The sequence below is a fragment of the Microlunatus sp. YIM B11417 genome, from assembly GCF_059617205.1.
Window position 1 is genome coordinate 17752 of the sequence record NZ_JCAMPJ010000005.1, and the last position, 16327, is coordinate 34078.

The window sequence follows — 16327 nt, forward strand, 5'->3', positions numbered from 1 at the left end:
ATTCGGCCTACTGGCCGGCCAACCGGGCGACGACCGGCGCGAGGGCGTCGGCGAAGTCGGCGCCGATGACGAAGTAGGAGAAGCCGATCTCCTCGCGGCGCCGTTGGATCTCCTCGGCGGCGGCCGCCGGGTCGCTCGGGAGGATGACCAGCGAGTCCGCCTCTCGGAGCGCCGCCGTGTCGAGGGTCGGTGGCGCCATGAACGGTGCCACGCCGTCGCCGACGGCCGCGATGTGCTGGGCGAGTTCGAGGTCCCCGCGGGCACCGAACTCCCGGACCCGGAGGGTGGTTTCGGCCCGATCGTCGTCGGCGGGGAGGACGAAGGTGACGGCGTCGGCCAGTTCGAGGGCCAGGTCCTGCGACTTCGGTCCGCTGACCGCCATGACGACCGGTGTGTGCAGGTCCGGTCCGTCGAAGGCCCGCAGGGCGGCGACGGCCTCGCGCATGCGCGCGCGACGTTCGGCCACGGAGACGGCAGGCTGCCCCAGTTCGACCTCGATGCCGGGCCTACCGGCCCCGAGGCCCATCTCGAAGCGGCCCTCGCTGAGCACCGAGAGGGAGTGGGCCTCCCACGCCAGGTCCGACGGTTGGTGCAGCGCAGCGGCGTAGACCCAGGACCCGATCCGCAGGTCGGTGAGCGCCGCCGCGGTGGCCAGGGTGGGACCGAGGGCCGGTTGCCAGGTGGGTACGTCGGGCATCAGCAGGGTCGAATACCCGTGGCCGGCGATGCGGCGGACCCGGTCTCGCCAGGTCGCCAGATCGGAGGTGATCGGAGCGACGACTCCGAACCGGAAGGTCCTGGTCGCGGGCTTGGCCTGATCGTCCATCGTGGTTCTCCTCGTTGGGGGGGCCTGTCCGGCCCGGTTGTCCTCCCAACGAACCGATCATCCCGAATCGGACAGCCGATCAACCACGGCAGCGGTCAGGGACGCCCATCGATCACGGCTCGGCCGGTTGCGAGATCGACCGGTACGGAAACGTGTTCGTGGGTGATCAGCCAGCCGGTGGGGGAGCGGCGCAGGCTGTCGCTGACCCGGACGAAGTAGTCGACCTCGCGCCCGTTCAGCAGCGTGCCGCCGGCCCGGACCAGCATGTGAGCGGCGGCGACGTCGCGGCTCGCCAGCACCTCCAACTCGCTGACCTGCTGGCCGATCGGCCCCTGCCAGCGGCTGAACCAGTCGGCGAACCGGTCGCGCAGGGCGGCGGTGCCGGAGTAGCGCAGCGGCGGCACGATGTCGAAGTAGACGATCTCCGGCGCGAAGACGGCCATCAGACCGTCCAGGTCCTTGTCCCAGGCGGCGCGGCCGCGGCGGTCCAGCAGCGCCTCGATCTCCGGTGCAGTCATACCTGAGGGACGAACGGGCGGCCGGGGATGTGACAGCCGGCTTCAGTCCGCGGCCGGGAGCTGGGCCAGCTGCCCGCCCAGGTAGCGGAGCTTGTCCGGGTTGACCACCAGATGGAGCTCCCGCACCAGACCGTCGACCGAGTCGAGCAGGACGGCGGCAACGAGCGTGTCGCCGGCGTACGCGACGAGACCGGGCTGCCCGTTCAGTTCGGCGAACCGCAGGTCGAAGCCGGCCCCGAACCGGCGCAGGCCCTTGCCGAAGTACGCGGCGACGTTGGACCGGCCGACCACCTCCCGGCGGGCCGCCCTGACCTTGCCGCCGCCGTCCGCGCGGGACACGACGTCCTCGGCCAGCAGTCGTTCCAGCCCGGGCAGGTCACCGTTCTCGGCCGCGGCGAGCAGGGTCTGCAGCAGTCGGCGCTGCTGAAGCGGGTCGGCGTCGAACCGAGGCCCGCCGTCGATCCGTTGCCGGGCCCTTCGGTGGTGCTGCCGGGAGGCCTCCTCGGTCAGCCCGAGCAGCGCGGCCAGCTCCCGGTGCCCGTACCCGAAGGCCGTGCGCAGGACGTAGACGGCACGCTCGACCGGGCTCAGCCGCTCCAGCAGGACCAGGCTGGCGTAGCCGACGGCCTGCCGGCGCTCGGCGTCGGTCGCCGGGTCGGCCTCGGTCAGCACCGGCTCCGGCAGCCACGGCCCGGCGTATTCGTGCCGGTGCGCGGCCGAGCCCAACCGGGTCAGGCAGAGGTTGGTCAGCACCCGGTCCAGCCACGCGGTCGGATGCTGGATCGCTCCGTGGTCGGCGGCGGCCCAGCGCAGGTAGGTGTCCTGGACCGCGTCCTCGGCGTCCTGTCCGAGCAGCCGGTACGCCAGCCCGAACAGCCGGCCGCGCAGCCGTTCGAGGTCGCCGTCTGATCGTCGGGCTGCTCCACGCCTCGACGCTACCGGGCCGGGCGGTTTGTCTTCGACCGCCGGGCGGCATATATTCCACTTGGAATATTTGGTACGGGGTATGGGAGGGTCATGAGCAGGCAACTGACTCCGCTGGCCGTGATGCTGCTGGCGCTGCTGGCCGAGCGCGAGATGCATCCGTACGAGATGTTCCAGACGCTGGTCGAGCGCGGCGAGGATCGGCTGGTCAAGGTCCGGCCCGGCTCCCTGTATCACACGGTCGAGCGACTGGCCGAGGCCGAGTTGATCCGGACCACCGGAATCGACCGAGCCGGCAACCGCCCGGAGCGGACCCGCTACGCACTGACCGAGGCCGGGCTGCGGCGGCTGCAGGCCCGAGTGACGGAGATGCTGCGGGCACCGGTGAACGAGTATCCCCAGTTCCTGATCGCCCTCGACGAGGCGCACAACCTGCCCCGCGAGCAGGTGATCGACCTTCTCAGCGAGTACGCCGCGGCCCTCGCCACCGACCTGGCCGAGATCACCGAGGCCCTCGACGGTGCCGGTGTCAGTGCCGTGCCGGAGGTGTACTGGCTCTCCTGGAAGTACCTGCTGCACACCAAACAGGCCGAGTTGGACTGGGTCGGCAGCCTGATCGAACGCATCAAGAGCAAGGACTTGGAATGGCCGAACTATCCGATACACGACCTGCGCCGACAGTAGATCCTGGCGGCTCGGAGGCGAAGCCGTGGCGCGCCCTCTGGGCCCTGGTGCTCGGCTTCTTCATGATCTTGGTCGACTCGACCATCGTCTCGGTCGCCACCCCGGTGATCATGCGGCACTTCGACGCCGACGTGAACCTGGTGGTCTGGGTGACCAGTGCCTACCTGCTCGCGTACGCGGTGCCGTTGTTGATCACCGGGCGGCTGGGCGACCGGTTCGGACCGAAGAATCTCTATCAGGCGGGCCTGGTCGTGTTCACGCTGGCCTCGCTCTGGTGCGGGCTGACCGGGACCATCGAGCAGTTGATCGTCGCCCGGGTGTTGCAGGGCCTCGGCGCGTCGATGATGACGCCGCAGACGATGGCGGTGATCACCAGGATCTTCCCGGCCGACCAGCGCGGTCGCGCGATGAGCCTGTGGGGAGCGGTGGCCGGGATCGCCACGCTGGTGGGCCCGATCGCCGGCGGCCTGTTGATCGACGGGCCGGGCTGGCAATGGATCTTCTTCGTCAACGTGCCGGTCGGTGTGGTCGGGTTCGTGCTGGCCGGCCGGCTGGTGCCGCGGCTGGAGACGCACCGGCACCGGTTCGATCTGATCGGCGTCGTGCTCAGCGCGGTCGGCATGTTCTGCCTGGTGTTCGGGATCCAGGAGGGGCAGACGTACCACTGGGGCATGATCATCGGGCCGATCTCGGTCTGGTCGTTGATCATCGCCGGTGTGCTGGTGCTGGTGGGATTCGTGCTCTGGCAGGCGAAGCAGTCCGGCGAACCGCTGGTGCCGCTCGGACTGTTCGCCGACCGCAACTTCTCGCTGGCCAATCTCGGCATCGGAGCGGTCGGGTTCGCCGTCACGGCGATGGGCTTCCCGCTGATGCTGTACACCCAGTCGGTGCTCGGCTTCACGCCCACCCAGAGCGCGCTGCTGATGGTGCCGATGGCGGTGATGTCGATCGTGCTGGCCCGCTTCGTCGGGCGGCTGACCGACCGGATGCATCCGCGCTACCTGGCCGGTTTCGGTACGTTCACCGTCGCCGTGGCGCTGGTCTGGCTGAGCCGGGTGATGGTGCCCGGTGCCCCGCTCTGGCAGCTGTTGCTGCCGATCACGCTGCTCGGCCTCGGCAGTTCGTTCATGTGGTCACCGCTCGGCACGTCGGCGACCCGGAACCTGCCGCCGCAGCGGGCCGGTGCGGGTGCGGGCGTCTACAACACGACCCGGCAGGTGGGGTCGGTGCTCGGTTCGGCCGGCATCGCCGCGCTGATGCAGAGCCGGCTCGTCGCGCACCTGCCCCAGGCGGCCGGCGGCCACGGGGGCATGGCGGAAACGGCGAGCCAGCTGCCCGAGCCGCTCCGGGCCGGCTTCGCCGCCGCGATGGCCGACGCGCTGCTGCTGCCCGCCGGCGTGATCCTGCTGGCCTTCTTGGCCTCGATGTTCTTCGCCACGCCGCGTCACCTGGTCCGCGAAAATTCCTGAACCCGGTGCAACCGTCGTTCCCGTACCGGCGTAGTGGAGGCAAGGGAGGATTCCACACCAAGGAGGAACGATGCGGGTTTCAGGGGTGATCCGGCGCGTTGCGGCCCTCGCTCTGGCGAGCGGTGTCGCAGTGGCGACGATGGCGTTGACGGCCGGATCGGCGGAGGCGGCGACCACGTACAAGGGGAAGGTCACCGCCAACGGGGGACTCACGATCAGGTCGGCGCCGTCCACGCACACCAGCAACAAGGGCACCGTGGCCAAGGGGACGACGATCACGATCGCGTGCAAGGTGCCTGGCACCTCGGTCGGCGGCAACCGGCTCTGGTACAGGCTGAGCAACGGCAAGGGCTGGGTGGCGGCGCGCTACGTCACCAACATCGGCACGGCACCGAAGTACTGCCCGTCCGACGACACCGAGCACGGGGACGGCCGCACCACCGCGGCGGTCAACCGGCGTCAGGGTCCGCACTTCAACGACGTCAAGCTCGGCACCCTGTCGTCGGGCACGAGGGTCGCTGTCGTCTGCTACGTGAAGTCGACCGCAGGGGTCGGCACCAACTTCACCTGGTACCAGCTGACCGACAAGAGCTGGGTGACCGCCGCGTACGTGAAGCGGCTGAACACCCCGGCGACGAACTGGGTGCCCTGCGCCTGAGCTGAGCCTGCCGGGAGGCAGTCTCTGAGTGAGAGGACCGGCCGTCGCGCACTTCGGGGCGCGGCGGCTTTGGTCTGTCCGGAGCAGGGAGATCTTGCTCACCCCATGCACACTTCTCCAGCAAGACGATTATTCTAGTGAATGGAAGTTAGAAGGAGGGACATGGAGACGGAGTCGCGGCGGGACCGGAAGAAGCGCCTGACCAGGGAACGGATCGTCGACGCCGCTGTCCGGCTGTTCCTGGAGCAGGGGTACGAGAGCACGACGGTGGCCCAGATCGCGGCCGCCGCCGACGTCGACCCGAAGACCTTCTTCAACTACTTCCACAGCAAGGGCGAGGTGATCTTCGACCGGCCCGGGCTGTACGACGAGGCGCTGCTCGGCGTGATCGCGGACCGGCGGCCCGGCGAGCGTCCGGGAGCGTTGCTGAGTCGGATCCTGGACGACTTCGAGCTCCGGGTGCTGCCGTACCTGGCACCACCGCGGGACCGCTCCGAGCGGGCCCGGCTGAACCAGTTGATCATGACGACGCCCGCGTTGCAGGCGACGCTGGCGACGCTGCTCCAGGAGCTGCAGCAGCGGCAGGCCGAGGCGCTGCGTGCGGCGTACCCGGACGAGCTGGACGAGGTCACCGCTGCGGCGATGACCGGAGCCCTGTTCGGGGCCATGTATCAGGCGGCGCTGGTCAGCATCCGGTCCGGCCACACCAGGGATGAGGGCTGGCAGGCGATGCTGCGGGCCCGCGACGTCGTCGCCCACGGGTTGCTCGGCGTCGACGCCTCGTTGAACGACGATCCCCCGTGAACGCGCGAAGGAGAAGTTGATCATGGTCGAGAGTGTGCGGGCGTTGACCCGGGACGCCGCGAGGGCCTTGCGGGAGGGGCCGGCGGGGATCCTGCGCCGGCAGCGGGAACGGCTGGCCGACGCGGTCGCCCACGCCCGCGCCGACGCGCCGTTCTATCGGGAGCTCTACCGCGACCTGCCGGACCGGGTGACCGACCCGACCCTGCTGCCGGTGACCGACAAGAAGCTGCTGATGGCGAACTTCGACGAGGCCGTCACCGATCCTGCCGTGACCCGGGCCAAGGTGGAGGAGTTCGTCGCCGATCCGGAGCGGGCCGGGCTGCCGTTCACGGACGCCGGGCATCTGGTCGCGACCACGTCGGGCACCAGCGGGGTGCGGGGGCTGTTCGTCCTGGACGAGCGCAGTTCCCGGGTGATCTTCGGACTCGGCCGTCGGTCCAACTCCGACCTGGGCCCGCGCGACGTGCTGCGCCTGTTGGCCCGCGGCGGCCGGACGGCGCTGGTCGCGGCGCCGCCCGGGCACTTCTACACATACGCCTCGACGGCCCGGCTCGCCCGGGAGCACCCGCGGCTGGCCCGGATGATGCGGATGTTCTCCGTGCAGCGGCCGCTGCCGGAACTGGTCGCGGACCTGAACGCGTACCGTCCGGCGGTGTTGGGCGGCTTCCTCAGCTCGATGATCATGCTCGCCGCGGAGCAGGAGGCGGGCCGGCTGAGGATCGACCCGGTTCTGGTGCTGCCCGGCGGCGAGACCGTCACCGACCAGGCCCGGAACCGGATCGAGGCGGCGTTCGGGGCGCGCACCCGGTCCGTCTACGGGTCGACGGAGTGCTACTTCCTGAGCACGGGCTGCGCCGAACACTGGTATCACGTCAACGCCGATTGGGCGATTCTCGAGCCGGTCGACGCCGACCACCGGCCGGTGCCGCCCGGCGAGCCGTCGCACACGGTGTTGATCAGCAACCTGGCCAACCGGGTGCAGCCCTTCCTGCGGTACGACCTCGGCGACAGCGTCGTGCTGCGGCCGGATCCGTGCCCGTGCGGCAGTCCGCTGCCGGCGATCCGGGTCCAGGGCCGCTCCGCCGACCTGCTGGCCTTCCCGGCCGGTCCCGGAGCGACGTCGGAGCTGTCCCCGATGCTCTTCGGTACGCTGCTCGACCGCGTTCCGGGCCTGGACCGCTACCAGGTGATCCAGACCGCGCCGGCCGTGCTGCGGCTCCGGCTGCAACCGCACGAGGGCGCCGATCCGGAGCAGGTCTGGCAGTCGGCCCGGGCGGGGCTGGACCGGCTGCTGGCCGACCAGGGTGTCACCGGGGTCGCCCTCGAACGGGCCGCCGAACCGCCGGAACGCACCACCGGCGGCAAAGTCCGCCGGATCGTCGCCCTGTCAGCGTGATCGGGACTCAACGTGGAACTTCGAGGGCACCAGACGCGGCGGTGGTTTCCACGTTGACTCGAGCACGTCACCAGGACGCGTGCAGCGGGCGGCCTTCCTCGTAGCCGGAGCTGGACTGGACGCCGACCGTGGCCAGTCGGTGGAACTCCTCCAGCGACGAGGCGCCGGCATACGTGCAGGAGCTGCGGACGCCGGCCACGATCGAATCGATCAGGTCCTCGACGCTCGGCCGCTCCGGGTCGAGGTACATCCGGGACGAGGAGATGCCCTCCTCGAACAGCCCAGCCCGGGCCCGCTCGAACCCGCTCTGGGTGCGGGTCCGCAGCTTCACGGCGCGGGCGCTGGCCATGCCGTACGACTCCTTGTACATCCGGCCCTCGGCGTCGGCGAGCAGGTTGCCGGTGCTCTCGTACGTCCCCGCGAACCAGGACCCGATCATGACGCTGCCGGCCCCGGCCGCCAGGGCCAGCGCGACGTCGCGCGGGTAGCGGACCCCGCCGTCGGCCCAGATCGCCCGGCCGGCCCCACGGGCCGCCTCGGCGCACTCGAGCACCGCGCTGAACTGCGGCCGGCCGACGCCGGTCATCATCCGGGTGGTGCACATGGCGCCCGGACCGACGCCGACCTTGATCACGTCGGCGCCGCCGTCGATGAGATCAGCCACTCCGTCGGCGGAGACCACATTGCCCGCCACCAAGGGAATCCGGCGACCGCCGGCCTCGGCCAGCCGGTCCCGAACCTCGCGGACCGCCTTCAGTGACGTGATCATCTTCTCCTGGTGGCCGTGCGCGGTGTCGATCACCAGGACGTCGACGCCTGAGCTGAGCAGTGACTCGGCTCGGCCGGCGACATCGCCGTTGATGCCGACCGCGGCACCGATGATCAACTTCCCGTCGGCGTCCAGGGCCGGTCGGTAGAGCGTGGACCGGATCGCGTGCCGGCGGGTCATCACGCCGAGCAGCCGGTCCTGGTCGACCACCAGCGCGACGTGCAGGTGCCGCGCGGTGAGGGCGTCGAAGATCGCTTCCGGCGACGTGTCCGGCGACACGATCGCCAGGTCGTCCGACATCACCTCGTGCACCTGGGCGAACCGGTCCACGCCGGACGCGTCGGCCTCGCTCACCGTACCCAGCGGGCGGCCGTCCTCGACCACCACGACGACGCCGTGCGCGCGCTTGCCGAGCAGCGACATCGCCTCGCCCACCGTGGTGTGCGGGGTCACCGAGATCGGGGTGTCGAAGACCGGATGGGAGCCCTTGACCTTGCCGATCGTCTCGCCGACGACATCGGTCGGGATGTCCTGCGGGATGATCGCGACCCCGCCGCGGCGGGCGACCGTCTCGGCCATCCGGCGGCCGGAGATCGCCGTCATGTTGGCCACCACGATCGGCAGGGTGGTGCCGACGCCGTCGGTGCTGGCCAGGTCGACGTCCAGTCGGGACGTGATCGCGGAGCGGTTCGGCACCATGAACACGTCGCTGTACGTGAGGTCGTGGGCCGGGGGAGTCTTCAGGAAGCGCACGAGCCTCATTGTCCCCCGCGGCACCCCGTTCGGCCCAGCCGTGGGATCAGGCGTCGGCCGTGAACGGTCGCCAGCCGGCGCCCAGGTACCAGTGGCCGCCGCGATCGAGCTGGTCGATGACGGCCCGCTGCAGTGAGCTGTGCCGCGGCAGCCGGGCCCGGCCGGCGACGTCCCGGGTGCCGAAGACGAACAGGAACGGTCCCTCGTCGTCCTGCCGGTTCCGGCGCTGGGTGATGCTGAACCGACGCTGGAACGCGGCGATGTTGGACTGCGGCAGCTGCTCGGCGAACTGCGGGTCGAGCAGCCACGAGTGGCAGGTGAAGAACCGGGCCGGGTGGTCGGGGAAGTGGCGCGGGAAGAAGTCCAGCGCGGCCCGGAACGACTCCGTACAGGAGCGCTCGTCGATCGGGCCGCAGTAGTCCGGCAGGTGTACGGCCAGGACGGGCTCGCCGGGCTCGGCCTCGACGCCGGCGGAGCGGATCTCCGCGCTCGTGGTCCGGCCCAGCGGCGCCAGCTCGAACTGCAACCGGCCCAGTTGGTGGAGCCGGCCCTGGAAGTGGTGCGCCAGCCAGCCGAGATTGTCGGTCAGGCCGCCGCGTCCGAGGCGGCGCCGGTGATGGGTCAGCTGACGGCCAAGGTCGGCCAGGGTCTGCCGGGTGGTCGCCTCGTCGATGCCCCGGCCGGCGTGCCAGCGGCGGGTCTCGGCCGCCATCGCCGCGAACGCGTACACCGGCCAGTAGGCGAGCAGCTCCTCGCCGGGGTCGCCGAGATCGGGCTCGCGGCCCAGCCCGGCCGGACCTCCGAGGCCGGTCAGCAGGGCGCTGAGCAGGCGGTCGACCAGCTCCCGTACCCGAGCGTCGTGGTTCAGCGCGGGGCGCAGCCGCAGCAGCCGGTCCAGGTCGACGTGCGGCACGCCGAGGTCGGCCAGGACCTGCAGCAGGCCGGCCCGCTCCGGCACCGGCGGCAGGTTCTCCGCGAGCGGGATCGAGGTCAGCCAGTCGCGTTCCTCGGCGGGCAGTCGGTCCAGGGCGTCGGGCATCGGGCGGTCCTTTCCGGGGCGGACTGAGAAGCCTAGGACGTGGTCACCGTCCACCAGGTGAAAAGAATTTACGATCATGGCTGGACACCGGCGTGGTCGGGGATAATTTATTGCAATCGTGCAGTGAACGTCGTCAGACTCAGGGGCCCGCCATGAACCCACCACTGTCCGTGTCCGGCATCTATCCCTCCCTCGCCCAGGTCGGCGACTTCGGGCCGCCGCGCAGCGAGATCGGCATCGGTGCCCTGATGCCCTGGAACGGCAAGCTCTACGTCCAGAACTACAACTCGCACAAGGCCGGCAGCGGCGCCGGGGTCAGCCTGCGCCAGATCTCGGCCGACCTGACCCAGGAGGTGGTGCCGGAGACGCTGGGTGTCGACGGCACCTACACCAACCGGTTCGTCCACTTCCCGACCTCGACCTTGATCATCGGTCCGCACCTGATCGATCCCGAACACAAGATCACCACGATCGAGGAACTCCGCCCGCACCGGCTCTGTGGCACGTCGCGGCACCTGACCGAGCCCGACCGCAAGGTGTACGTGCTCGCGATGGAGGGCGAGGTCTTCGAGCTCGACCTGCTCGAACGGACTGCCAACCAGGTCTGGGACCTGAACGAGGAACTGGGCACCGAGGGCGAGTTCAAGGTGCACTACAAGGACTGTTACACGAGCTTCGGCCGGCTGGTGGTCTGCTCCAACGAGTACGCGGAGGAGGAGTGGGCCGGCGAACGTTCCCGCGGCCGGCTCGCCGAGTTCGACGGGACCGCGTGGAAGATCATCGAGCAGAAGCCGTTCACCGGGATCGGCGGCCGGCACGAGTTCGGCGGCACGATCTTCGCCACCGGTTGGGACGCCGCATCGGCGATCCTGGAGGTCTACACCGAGGCCGATGATCGCTGGACCCGGTACCGGCTGCCGAAGGCGTCGCACTGTTTCGACCACAAGTGGCAGACCGAGTGGCCGCGGATCCGCGAGGTCGAGCACGAACGGCTGCTGATGGACCATCACGGGATGTACTACGAGCTGTCGCCGTGGGCGTACGGCGGCCGGGTCTGGGGCGTCCGGCCGATCTCCACCCATCTCGCGGTGCTCGGCGATTTCTGTTCCTGGCAAGGGATGCTGGTCACCGGGACGGACAGCGCCTCGCCCAGCCACGGGCTCAGTCCGACCACCGCCGAGCCGCAGTCCAACCTCTGGTTCGGCAAGATCGACGATCTCTGGTCGTACGGCAAGCCGGCCGGCTGGGGCGGACCGTGGTGGATCGAGCCGGTGATCGGCGGCGTGCCGTCGGATCCGTACCTGATGACGGGATTCGACGGGAAGTGCGTGCACCTGGAGAACCACGGCAAGCTGGCCATCACGGTGACCATCGAGATCGACTTCCACGGCCACGGGCGGTACGGGACGTACGCCTCGATCGAGGTGGATCCGGGCCGGACCGTCACCCACGTGTTCCCGCAGGGATTCTCGGCCCACTGGGTGCGGCTGGTCAGCGATCTGGACGCGACCGTCAGCGGACAGTTCTTCTACAGCTGATCATGGACGCACCGTTGAAGTCGATCAAGGACCTGCTGCCGGAGCTGGCCGGGGCGTCCCGCCGGGTCGCCGAGTTGATCCTGGAACAGCCGGACCTGGCCGGGCGGAGCTCGATCACCAGCCTGGCCGCCGCCGCGGAGACCTCGCCGGCCACCCTGACCCGGCTGGCGGCGGCGCTCGGCTACGAAGGATTCCCGGCGTTGCGGGCCGCGATCGCGACCGACCACGGCCGCGATCTGCAGGCCGGCTGGGAGGCCGACATCGGCACCACGATCACGCCGACCGACCCGCCCGGACGGGTGCTCGACGTCCTGGCCGGGACCCATGCCCAGGCGCTCCGGGCGGCGGTCGCCGCGATCGACCTCGACGTGGCCGGCCGGCTCGCCGACCTGATCGTCGACGCCGGCCGGATCGCGATCTTCGGCGAATGGGGCGACGCCATCCCGGCCGAGGAGTTGCAGATCCGGCTGCTCCGGATCGGCCGGCCGGCCTGGTTCCACCGCGGTTACCAGGAGGCCCTGGTCGCAGCCCGGCTGCTCGGGCCCGGGGACGTCGCGCTGGCGATCTCCCGGTCCGGGGAGCACCGTGACGGCGTCCGCTTCCTCAGCCTGGCTGCGGAATCCGGCGCCACCGCCGCCGTGATCACCGGCGCGACCTCGTCGACGATGGCGCGACGGGCCGAGCTGGTGATCGACACCGGGATCCGGGACGGTCCCGACTGGACCGGCTACTTCGCCGGACGTGCCACCGACACGCTCGCCGCCGGACTGATCTTCGTCCTGGTGGCGCAACGGACCCCGGACTCGCTGGGGATGCCGTTCCATGCAGTGGATCAAGAAGACGAAGGCGATCAGGAGTGATCATGAGGACCGAACAGCTCGCGTACGACATCGTGGTGGTCGGGGGTGGCCTGGCCGGCGTCTGCGCCGCGATCGCCGCGGCCCGGGCCGGCAAGCAGGTGGCGCTGATCCAGAACCGGCCGGTGCTCGGCGGCAACTCGTCGAGCGAGGTGCGGGTGTGGGTCTGCGGCGCCACGGCGCACGGGTCACAGCATTTCGCCCGGGAGACCGGGATCATGGGCGAGCTGTTCGTGGAGAACCAGTTCCGCAACCCCGACGGCAACCCGTACTACTGGGATCTGACGATCCTGGAGGCGGTCCGGGCGGAGGACAGGATCGACCTGTTCCTCAACACCGACGTCCGCACCGTCGCGGCCACCGGCCCGGAGGCGGACCGCGTGATCACCTCGGTGACCGGCTGGCAGATGGGGTCGGAGCGCGAGATCACGTTCACCGCGGACGTGTTCCTGGACTGCTCCGGTGACGGGCTGGTCGGGTTCCTGGCCGGCGCCCGTTACCGTACCGGACGGGAACCGCGATCGGAGTTCGGCGAGTCGTGGGCGCCGGAGGTGCCGGACAGCAACACGCTGGGCAGCACGATTCTCTTCTACACCAAGGATGTCGGCCATCCGGTGAAGTACGTGCCGCCGCCGTTCGCACTGGACATCACGACCACGTCGATTCCCGAGCGTCGGGTGATCAAGACCGAGTTGAACGGCTGCGCGTACTGGTGGATCGAGTGGGGTGGCGAGCTGGACGTCGTCGACGACAACGAGCGGATCCGCGACGAGCTGCAGGCCGCGGTGTACGGGATCTGGGACTACATCAAGAACTCCGGCAAGTTCGAGGCCGAGAACCTCACCCTGGAATGGATCGGCTCGGTGCCGGGCAAGCGGGAGTACCGGCGGTTCGTCGGTGATCATGTGCTGACCCAGCACGACGTGTTGGAGCAGACCTTTTTCGACGACCGGGTGACCTTCGGTGGCTGGTCGATCGATCTGCATCCGCCCGGCGGCATGTATGCCACCGAGGCCGGATCGCGGCACTGGTTCTCCGACGGCAACTACCACATTCCCTTGCGCAGCTTCTATTCCGCGAACGTACGGAACCTGTGGATGGCCGGGCGCAACATCAGCGCCAGCCACGTCGCGTTCGGCACCACGCGGGTGATGGCCACCTGCGCGGTGGGCGGCGAGGCGGCCGGGACCGCGGCCGCGCTGGCCCACGAGCTCGGCGTGACCCCGCGGGAACTGGTCGCCCGGCACCTGCCCGAGGTGCACCGTGCGCTGGTCCGCAGCGACGCCTCGACCCTCGGCGTGATCAACGACGACCCGGCCGATCTTGCGCTGGCTGCCACCGTGTCGGCGTCCTCGACGCTGCGCCGGATCGCGGTCGAGGTGTCCTCCGGGACGCACCCGCTGACCGACCCGATCGCCATGATCGTTCCGGTCTGGCCGCGGCTGGGCGAGGTCGAGGTGTTGGTCGACGCGACCCGGGACACCTCCGTCGTCGCCGAACTGCATCGGGCCGGTCAGCCGCAGAACTACGTACCGGCCGAGCAGGTGCAGCGGGTCGAGGTGGCGATCCCGGCCGGCGAGAAGCAGTGGGTCACGCTGCCGTTCGACTGGCAGCCGGACCAGCCGCAGAACGGGTTCTTGGTGATCAACGACAATGCCGACCTGGCGCTGCATCTCAGTGATCAGGCGGAGCCGGGGATGATCTTCTTCCGGCACCGGGAGCCCGGCCCGGACGAGGTCTACACCGAGCAGTGGCGGTCCTGGAAGTACCTGTGGCACCGGTCCGGGATCTGCCTGCGGCTGGCCGAGCCGACGACGGCGTACGCACCGGAGCGGGTGATCGGCGAGTACGCGCGACCCTACGGCGGTCCGCGGATGTGGGTCTCCGAGCCGCTCGATCATGATCAGGAACCCTGGCTGGAACTGTCCTGGCCGGAGGCTCGGCGGGTCGGCGAGGTCGTGATCATCTTCGACGACGAGGTGGAGGAGGACCTGATCAACCTGCACCACCACCGGACCCCGTTCGACGTGCTGCCCGGCCTGGTGCGCGACTACCGGCTGGAGGGTCTGGTCGACGGCGCCTGGACGACGCTGACCGAGGTCACCGAGAACCGGCGCCGGCGGCGCAACCATCCGTTGCCGGCCGACACCGAGCTGACCGGGCTGCGCCTGGTGATCACGGCGACGAACGGGGCCCCACGGGCGCACGTGATCGCGGTCCGGGCGTACTAGGGTCGATCCATGATCAACCGCCGGCTGCTGCTGTTGCGCCACGCGACGACCGAGGACTTCCGGCCCGGGTACACCGACCGGGACCGCCGGCTGACCGAGCAGGGCAGCCGGGAGGCGGCCGAGGTCGGCGCGTGGTTGCGCGAGCAGGGTGTGACGGTCGACCGGGTGCTCTGTTCGACGGCCGTACGGACGCGGCAGACGCTGGACGGCCTCGGCCTGCCGGCGCCCGCCGAGTTCTCCGACTCGCTCTACTCCGGCGGCAGCGACACGATCCTGGAGTCCGTACGCCTGCTGGAGGAGGACGTCCGGACCGCCCTGATGATCGGTCACTCGCCGGCCGTCCCCGGTGCGGTCCGCGACCTCGCCGACCCGGCCTCCTCCGACCCGGGCTCCCTGGTCACCCTCGACCGCCGCTACCCGCCCGCCACCCTGGCCGTCCTCGAATTCGCCGAGCCCTGGTCCGACCTCACCACCGCCCGCCTCACCCTGCTCCGTCTCCCCTGAACCGCCACGGCACCTGCCCCCACGTTCGGCACGACCCCGCCGGCGTCGCGGCCGCAATGCGTCGACTGTGACGTTTCCGACCGTGGGGCGCGCCGCAAGGGTCGGAACCGTCACCGTCGGTGATCCGGTCGGCCCCGTCCGGGCCGGCTGGTTGCCACGACGCCGCCGGGCCAGAACACGCGCTGCACCACAACCGGAACCGTCGGCCTCGTCCCACGAACCATCACACACCTCCACGACTAGAGGTGTTGCGATCACGACGTGATTCGAAGGCCCGGATCGCGGTCAACTGTCCACTCGATGAGGGCGGCCGAGAGTAGGCGGTCGGCGCGGCCGACCGGTTCGCGCGACAGCTGATGCTCCCGCACCGGGGGCGCGGTGTCGGGGTGGGGTGTCTGGCGGTGGGCGCTCCCGTGCCGGGGCGGACGTGCCTCGATGGCGGCGGGGGAGCCGGCCGGATGATCTTCGGTGGGTGGCGTCGGGGCGGTTCGAGGGCCGGGGGACGGGGATCACCGGGAACGCTTCACGGTTCGTGGGAGCGGCGCGGCCATCATGATCACGACGCCGGCCAGCGCACCGCCGAGGGCGTACCCGGCGATCGGGAATCCCGCTCCCGTACGCGAGCGAAGGTGTCAGGGCTATCAAGATCACGGACGCGGCGAGCAGCCGGCGCATCGGTCAGCCGTTCAGGACGATCCGCTCGGGGCGCGGGCGGCGGAGCTGCCGGAGGAGCAGGGTTCCGGCCACGCCGATGCCGAGCCCGAGGAGGCCGAACAGGGCTCCGGTGAGCGACGCCGGTGGGCCGCCGGTGCTCGCGGCGACGGCTCCGGCGGCCGGCGGCGACGTCGATTCCTCAGGTGTCGGCCTGGGGGAGGCGGGGCGCAGGACGCCGGTCTCGGCCAGTGCGGCTCGTAGCTTCTCCGGCTCGGCGGCCCGGTGCCAGGCCTCCCGCTTCGGTTCGCCTTCCCAGCCCTGGCTGGTGTTGATCCAGGCCGCGTCCTCGGTGAGGTAGATCCGGTCGACCCGCCAGACGGACATGTCGTGGATCAGCCAGGTCAGCCGGATCTCGTTGCCGAAGCCGGTCTCGAGACCGCCCGGCGGCGACTCGCCGGCCGCCGGCTGCTCAACCCCGGCACCCGTGTCGATGCCGACCAAGCCGGCCAGGCGTTCGTAGCGGGCATCACCCGTGTACGCCGAACTGGTCCGCGCGTTGGCCGGGTTGACGATCAACAGGCTGGTCGGCCCGCCGGCCGCGGCCGGACTCGCCGCCAGGAGCCCCGCCGCCAGCACACCCATCAGGATCAAGCCGACCCGAATCAAGCCGTTCATGCCCCGGATACACCGCCGCCGGCGGAAC

Annotated in this window: 15 protein-coding genes; 9 read left to right on the forward strand and 6 right to left on the reverse strand. The window is 70.4% G+C overall.

The window, feature by feature from the left end; genetic code table 11:
- Positions 1 to 7: 7 nt before the first annotated feature.
- The 3 genes from AC6CCG_RS22570 to AC6CCG_RS22580 all read right to left on the reverse strand — a co-directional run bounded on the left by AC6CCG_RS22570 (position 8) and on the right by AC6CCG_RS22580 (position 2373).
- Positions 8 to 826 carry an LLM class flavin-dependent oxidoreductase gene (locus AC6CCG_RS22570; protein WP_496656938.1) on the reverse strand — a complete coding sequence of 273 codons (819 nt, stop codon included), beginning with the start codon at positions 824 to 826 and terminating at the stop codon, positions 8 to 10.
- A 95-nt stretch (positions 827 to 921) separates the two neighbouring features.
- Positions 922 to 1344 carry a YybH family protein gene (locus AC6CCG_RS22575; RefSeq protein WP_496656939.1) on the reverse strand — a complete coding sequence of 141 codons (423 nt, stop codon included), beginning with the start codon at positions 1342 to 1344 and terminating at the stop codon, positions 922 to 924.
- Positions 1345 to 1386: 42 nt separating this feature from the next.
- Positions 1387 to 2373, reverse strand: coding sequence for a sigma factor-like helix-turn-helix DNA-binding protein (locus AC6CCG_RS22580; RefSeq protein WP_496656941.1), 987 nt, complete (start codon positions 2371 to 2373; stop codon positions 1387 to 1389).
- On the opposite strand from AC6CCG_RS22580, the gene AC6CCG_RS22585 reads away from it, so the two are divergent.
- From AC6CCG_RS22585 to AC6CCG_RS22605, 5 genes are all read left to right on the forward strand, one after another.
- Complete coding sequence (locus tag AC6CCG_RS22585) at positions 2362 to 2952, forward strand: PadR family transcriptional regulator (protein ID WP_496656942.1); 591 nt, start codon at positions 2362 to 2364, stop codon at positions 2950 to 2952. The two genes, AC6CCG_RS22580 and AC6CCG_RS22585, sit on opposite strands and share 12 nt — an antisense overlap.
- Positions 2913 to 4421, forward strand: a complete 1509-nt coding sequence (locus AC6CCG_RS22590) for a DHA2 family efflux MFS transporter permease subunit (RefSeq protein ID WP_496656943.1) — start codon at positions 2913 to 2915, stop codon at positions 4419 to 4421. The genes AC6CCG_RS22585 and AC6CCG_RS22590 overlap by 40 nt, the downstream gene beginning before the upstream one ends.
- A 70-nt stretch (positions 4422 to 4491) precedes the next feature.
- Positions 4492 to 5079 carry an SH3 domain-containing protein gene (locus AC6CCG_RS22595; protein WP_496656944.1) on the forward strand — a complete coding sequence of 196 codons (588 nt, stop codon included), beginning with the start codon at positions 4492 to 4494 and terminating at the stop codon, positions 5077 to 5079.
- A 162-nt stretch (positions 5080 to 5241) separates the two neighbouring features.
- The gene (locus AC6CCG_RS22600; protein ID WP_496656945.1) at positions 5242 to 5883 is read left to right on the forward strand and encodes a TetR/AcrR family transcriptional regulator; all 642 of its coding nucleotides are present in this window, start codon (positions 5242 to 5244) and stop codon (positions 5881 to 5883) included.
- A 22-nt stretch (positions 5884 to 5905) separates the two neighbouring features.
- Positions 5906 to 7279: a phenylacetate--CoA ligase family protein gene (locus AC6CCG_RS22605; RefSeq protein ID WP_496656946.1), complete on the forward strand. Its 1374-nt coding sequence runs from the start codon at positions 5906 to 5908 to the stop codon at positions 7277 to 7279.
- Positions 7280 to 7346: 67 nt separating this feature from the next.
- On the opposite strand, the gene AC6CCG_RS22610 is transcribed toward AC6CCG_RS22605, so the two are convergent.
- Positions 7347 to 8810 carry a GuaB1 family IMP dehydrogenase-related protein gene (locus tag AC6CCG_RS22610; protein ID WP_496656947.1) on the reverse strand — a complete coding sequence of 488 codons (1464 nt, stop codon included), beginning with the start codon at positions 8808 to 8810 and terminating at the stop codon, positions 7347 to 7349.
- Between the two features lie 37 nt (positions 8811 to 8847).
- The gene (locus AC6CCG_RS22615; RefSeq protein ID WP_496656948.1) at positions 8848 to 9840 is read right to left on the reverse strand and encodes an acyltransferase domain-containing protein; all 993 of its coding nucleotides are present in this window, start codon (positions 9838 to 9840) and stop codon (positions 8848 to 8850) included.
- 152 nt (positions 9841 to 9992) lie between these two features.
- Here AC6CCG_RS22615 and AC6CCG_RS22620 point away from each other — a divergent pair, with 152 nt between their 5' ends.
- From AC6CCG_RS22620 to AC6CCG_RS22635, 4 genes are read left to right on the forward strand one after another with little or no spacing between them, the layout of a single operon-like run.
- Positions 9993 to 11378: a hypothetical protein gene (locus tag AC6CCG_RS22620; protein WP_496656949.1), complete on the forward strand. Its 1386-nt coding sequence runs from the start codon at positions 9993 to 9995 to the stop codon at positions 11376 to 11378.
- 2 nt (positions 11379 to 11380) lie between these two features.
- Positions 11381 to 12238: a MurR/RpiR family transcriptional regulator gene (locus AC6CCG_RS22625; RefSeq protein ID WP_496656950.1), complete on the forward strand. Its 858-nt coding sequence runs from the start codon at positions 11381 to 11383 to the stop codon at positions 12236 to 12238.
- A 2-nt stretch (positions 12239 to 12240) separates the two neighbouring features.
- Entirely contained in the window at positions 12241 to 14466 is a 2226-nt protein-coding gene (locus AC6CCG_RS22630) for an FAD-dependent oxidoreductase (RefSeq protein WP_496656951.1), read from the forward strand.
- Between the two features lie 9 nt (positions 14467 to 14475).
- The gene (locus AC6CCG_RS22635; RefSeq protein ID WP_496656952.1) at positions 14476 to 14970 is read left to right on the forward strand and encodes a SixA phosphatase family protein; all 495 of its coding nucleotides are present in this window, start codon (positions 14476 to 14478) and stop codon (positions 14968 to 14970) included.
- A gap of 678 nt (positions 14971 to 15648) precedes the next feature.
- On the opposite strand, the gene AC6CCG_RS22640 is transcribed toward AC6CCG_RS22635, so the two are convergent.
- Positions 15649 to 16299, reverse strand: a complete 651-nt coding sequence (locus AC6CCG_RS22640) for a hypothetical protein (protein WP_496656953.1) — start codon at positions 16297 to 16299, stop codon at positions 15649 to 15651.
- Positions 16300 to 16327 lie beyond the last annotated feature (28 nt).

What these genes read in the sequence shown, in the direction of transcription:
- AC6CCG_RS22605 (WP_496656946.1), top strand. Translation starts at nt 5,906, where the DNA reads ATGGTCGAGAGTGTGCGGGCGTTGACCCGGGACGCCGCGAGGGCCTTG.
- AC6CCG_RS22635 (WP_496656952.1), top strand. Translation starts at nt 14,476, where the DNA reads ATGATCAACCGCCGGCTGCTGCTGTTGCGCCACGCGACGACCGAGGAC.
- AC6CCG_RS22600 (WP_496656945.1), top strand. Translation starts at nt 5,242, where the DNA reads ATGGAGACGGAGTCGCGGCGGGACCGGAAGAAGCGCCTGACCAGGGAA.
- AC6CCG_RS22620 (WP_496656949.1), top strand. Translation starts at nt 9,993, where the DNA reads ATGAACCCACCACTGTCCGTGTCCGGCATCTATCCCTCCCTCGCCCAG.
- AC6CCG_RS22630 (WP_496656951.1), top strand. Translation starts at nt 12,241, where the DNA reads ATGAGGACCGAACAGCTCGCGTACGACATCGTGGTGGTCGGGGGTGGC.
- AC6CCG_RS22585 (WP_496656942.1), top strand. Translation starts at nt 2,362, where the DNA reads ATGAGCAGGCAACTGACTCCGCTGGCCGTGATGCTGCTGGCGCTGCTG.
- AC6CCG_RS22590 (WP_496656943.1), top strand. Translation starts at nt 2,913, where the DNA reads ATGGCCGAACTATCCGATACACGACCTGCGCCGACAGTAGATCCTGGC.
- AC6CCG_RS22575 (WP_496656939.1), bottom strand. Translation starts at nt 1,344, where the DNA reads ATGACTGCACCGGAGATCGAGGCGCTGCTGGACCGCCGCGGCCGCGCC.
- AC6CCG_RS22610 (WP_496656947.1), bottom strand. Translation starts at nt 8,810, where the DNA reads ATGAGGCTCGTGCGCTTCCTGAAGACTCCCCCGGCCCACGACCTCACG.
- AC6CCG_RS22640 (WP_496656953.1), bottom strand. Translation starts at nt 16,299, where the DNA reads ATGAACGGCTTGATTCGGGTCGGCTTGATCCTGATGGGTGTGCTGGCG.
- AC6CCG_RS22595 (WP_496656944.1), top strand. Translation starts at nt 4,492, where the DNA reads ATGCGGGTTTCAGGGGTGATCCGGCGCGTTGCGGCCCTCGCTCTGGCG.
- AC6CCG_RS22615 (WP_496656948.1), bottom strand. Translation starts at nt 9,840, where the DNA reads ATGCCCGACGCCCTGGACCGACTGCCCGCCGAGGAACGCGACTGGCTG.
- AC6CCG_RS22625 (WP_496656950.1), top strand. Translation starts at nt 11,381, where the DNA reads ATGGACGCACCGTTGAAGTCGATCAAGGACCTGCTGCCGGAGCTGGCC.
- AC6CCG_RS22570 (WP_496656938.1), bottom strand. Translation starts at nt 826, where the DNA reads ATGGACGATCAGGCCAAGCCCGCGACCAGGACCTTCCGGTTCGGAGTC.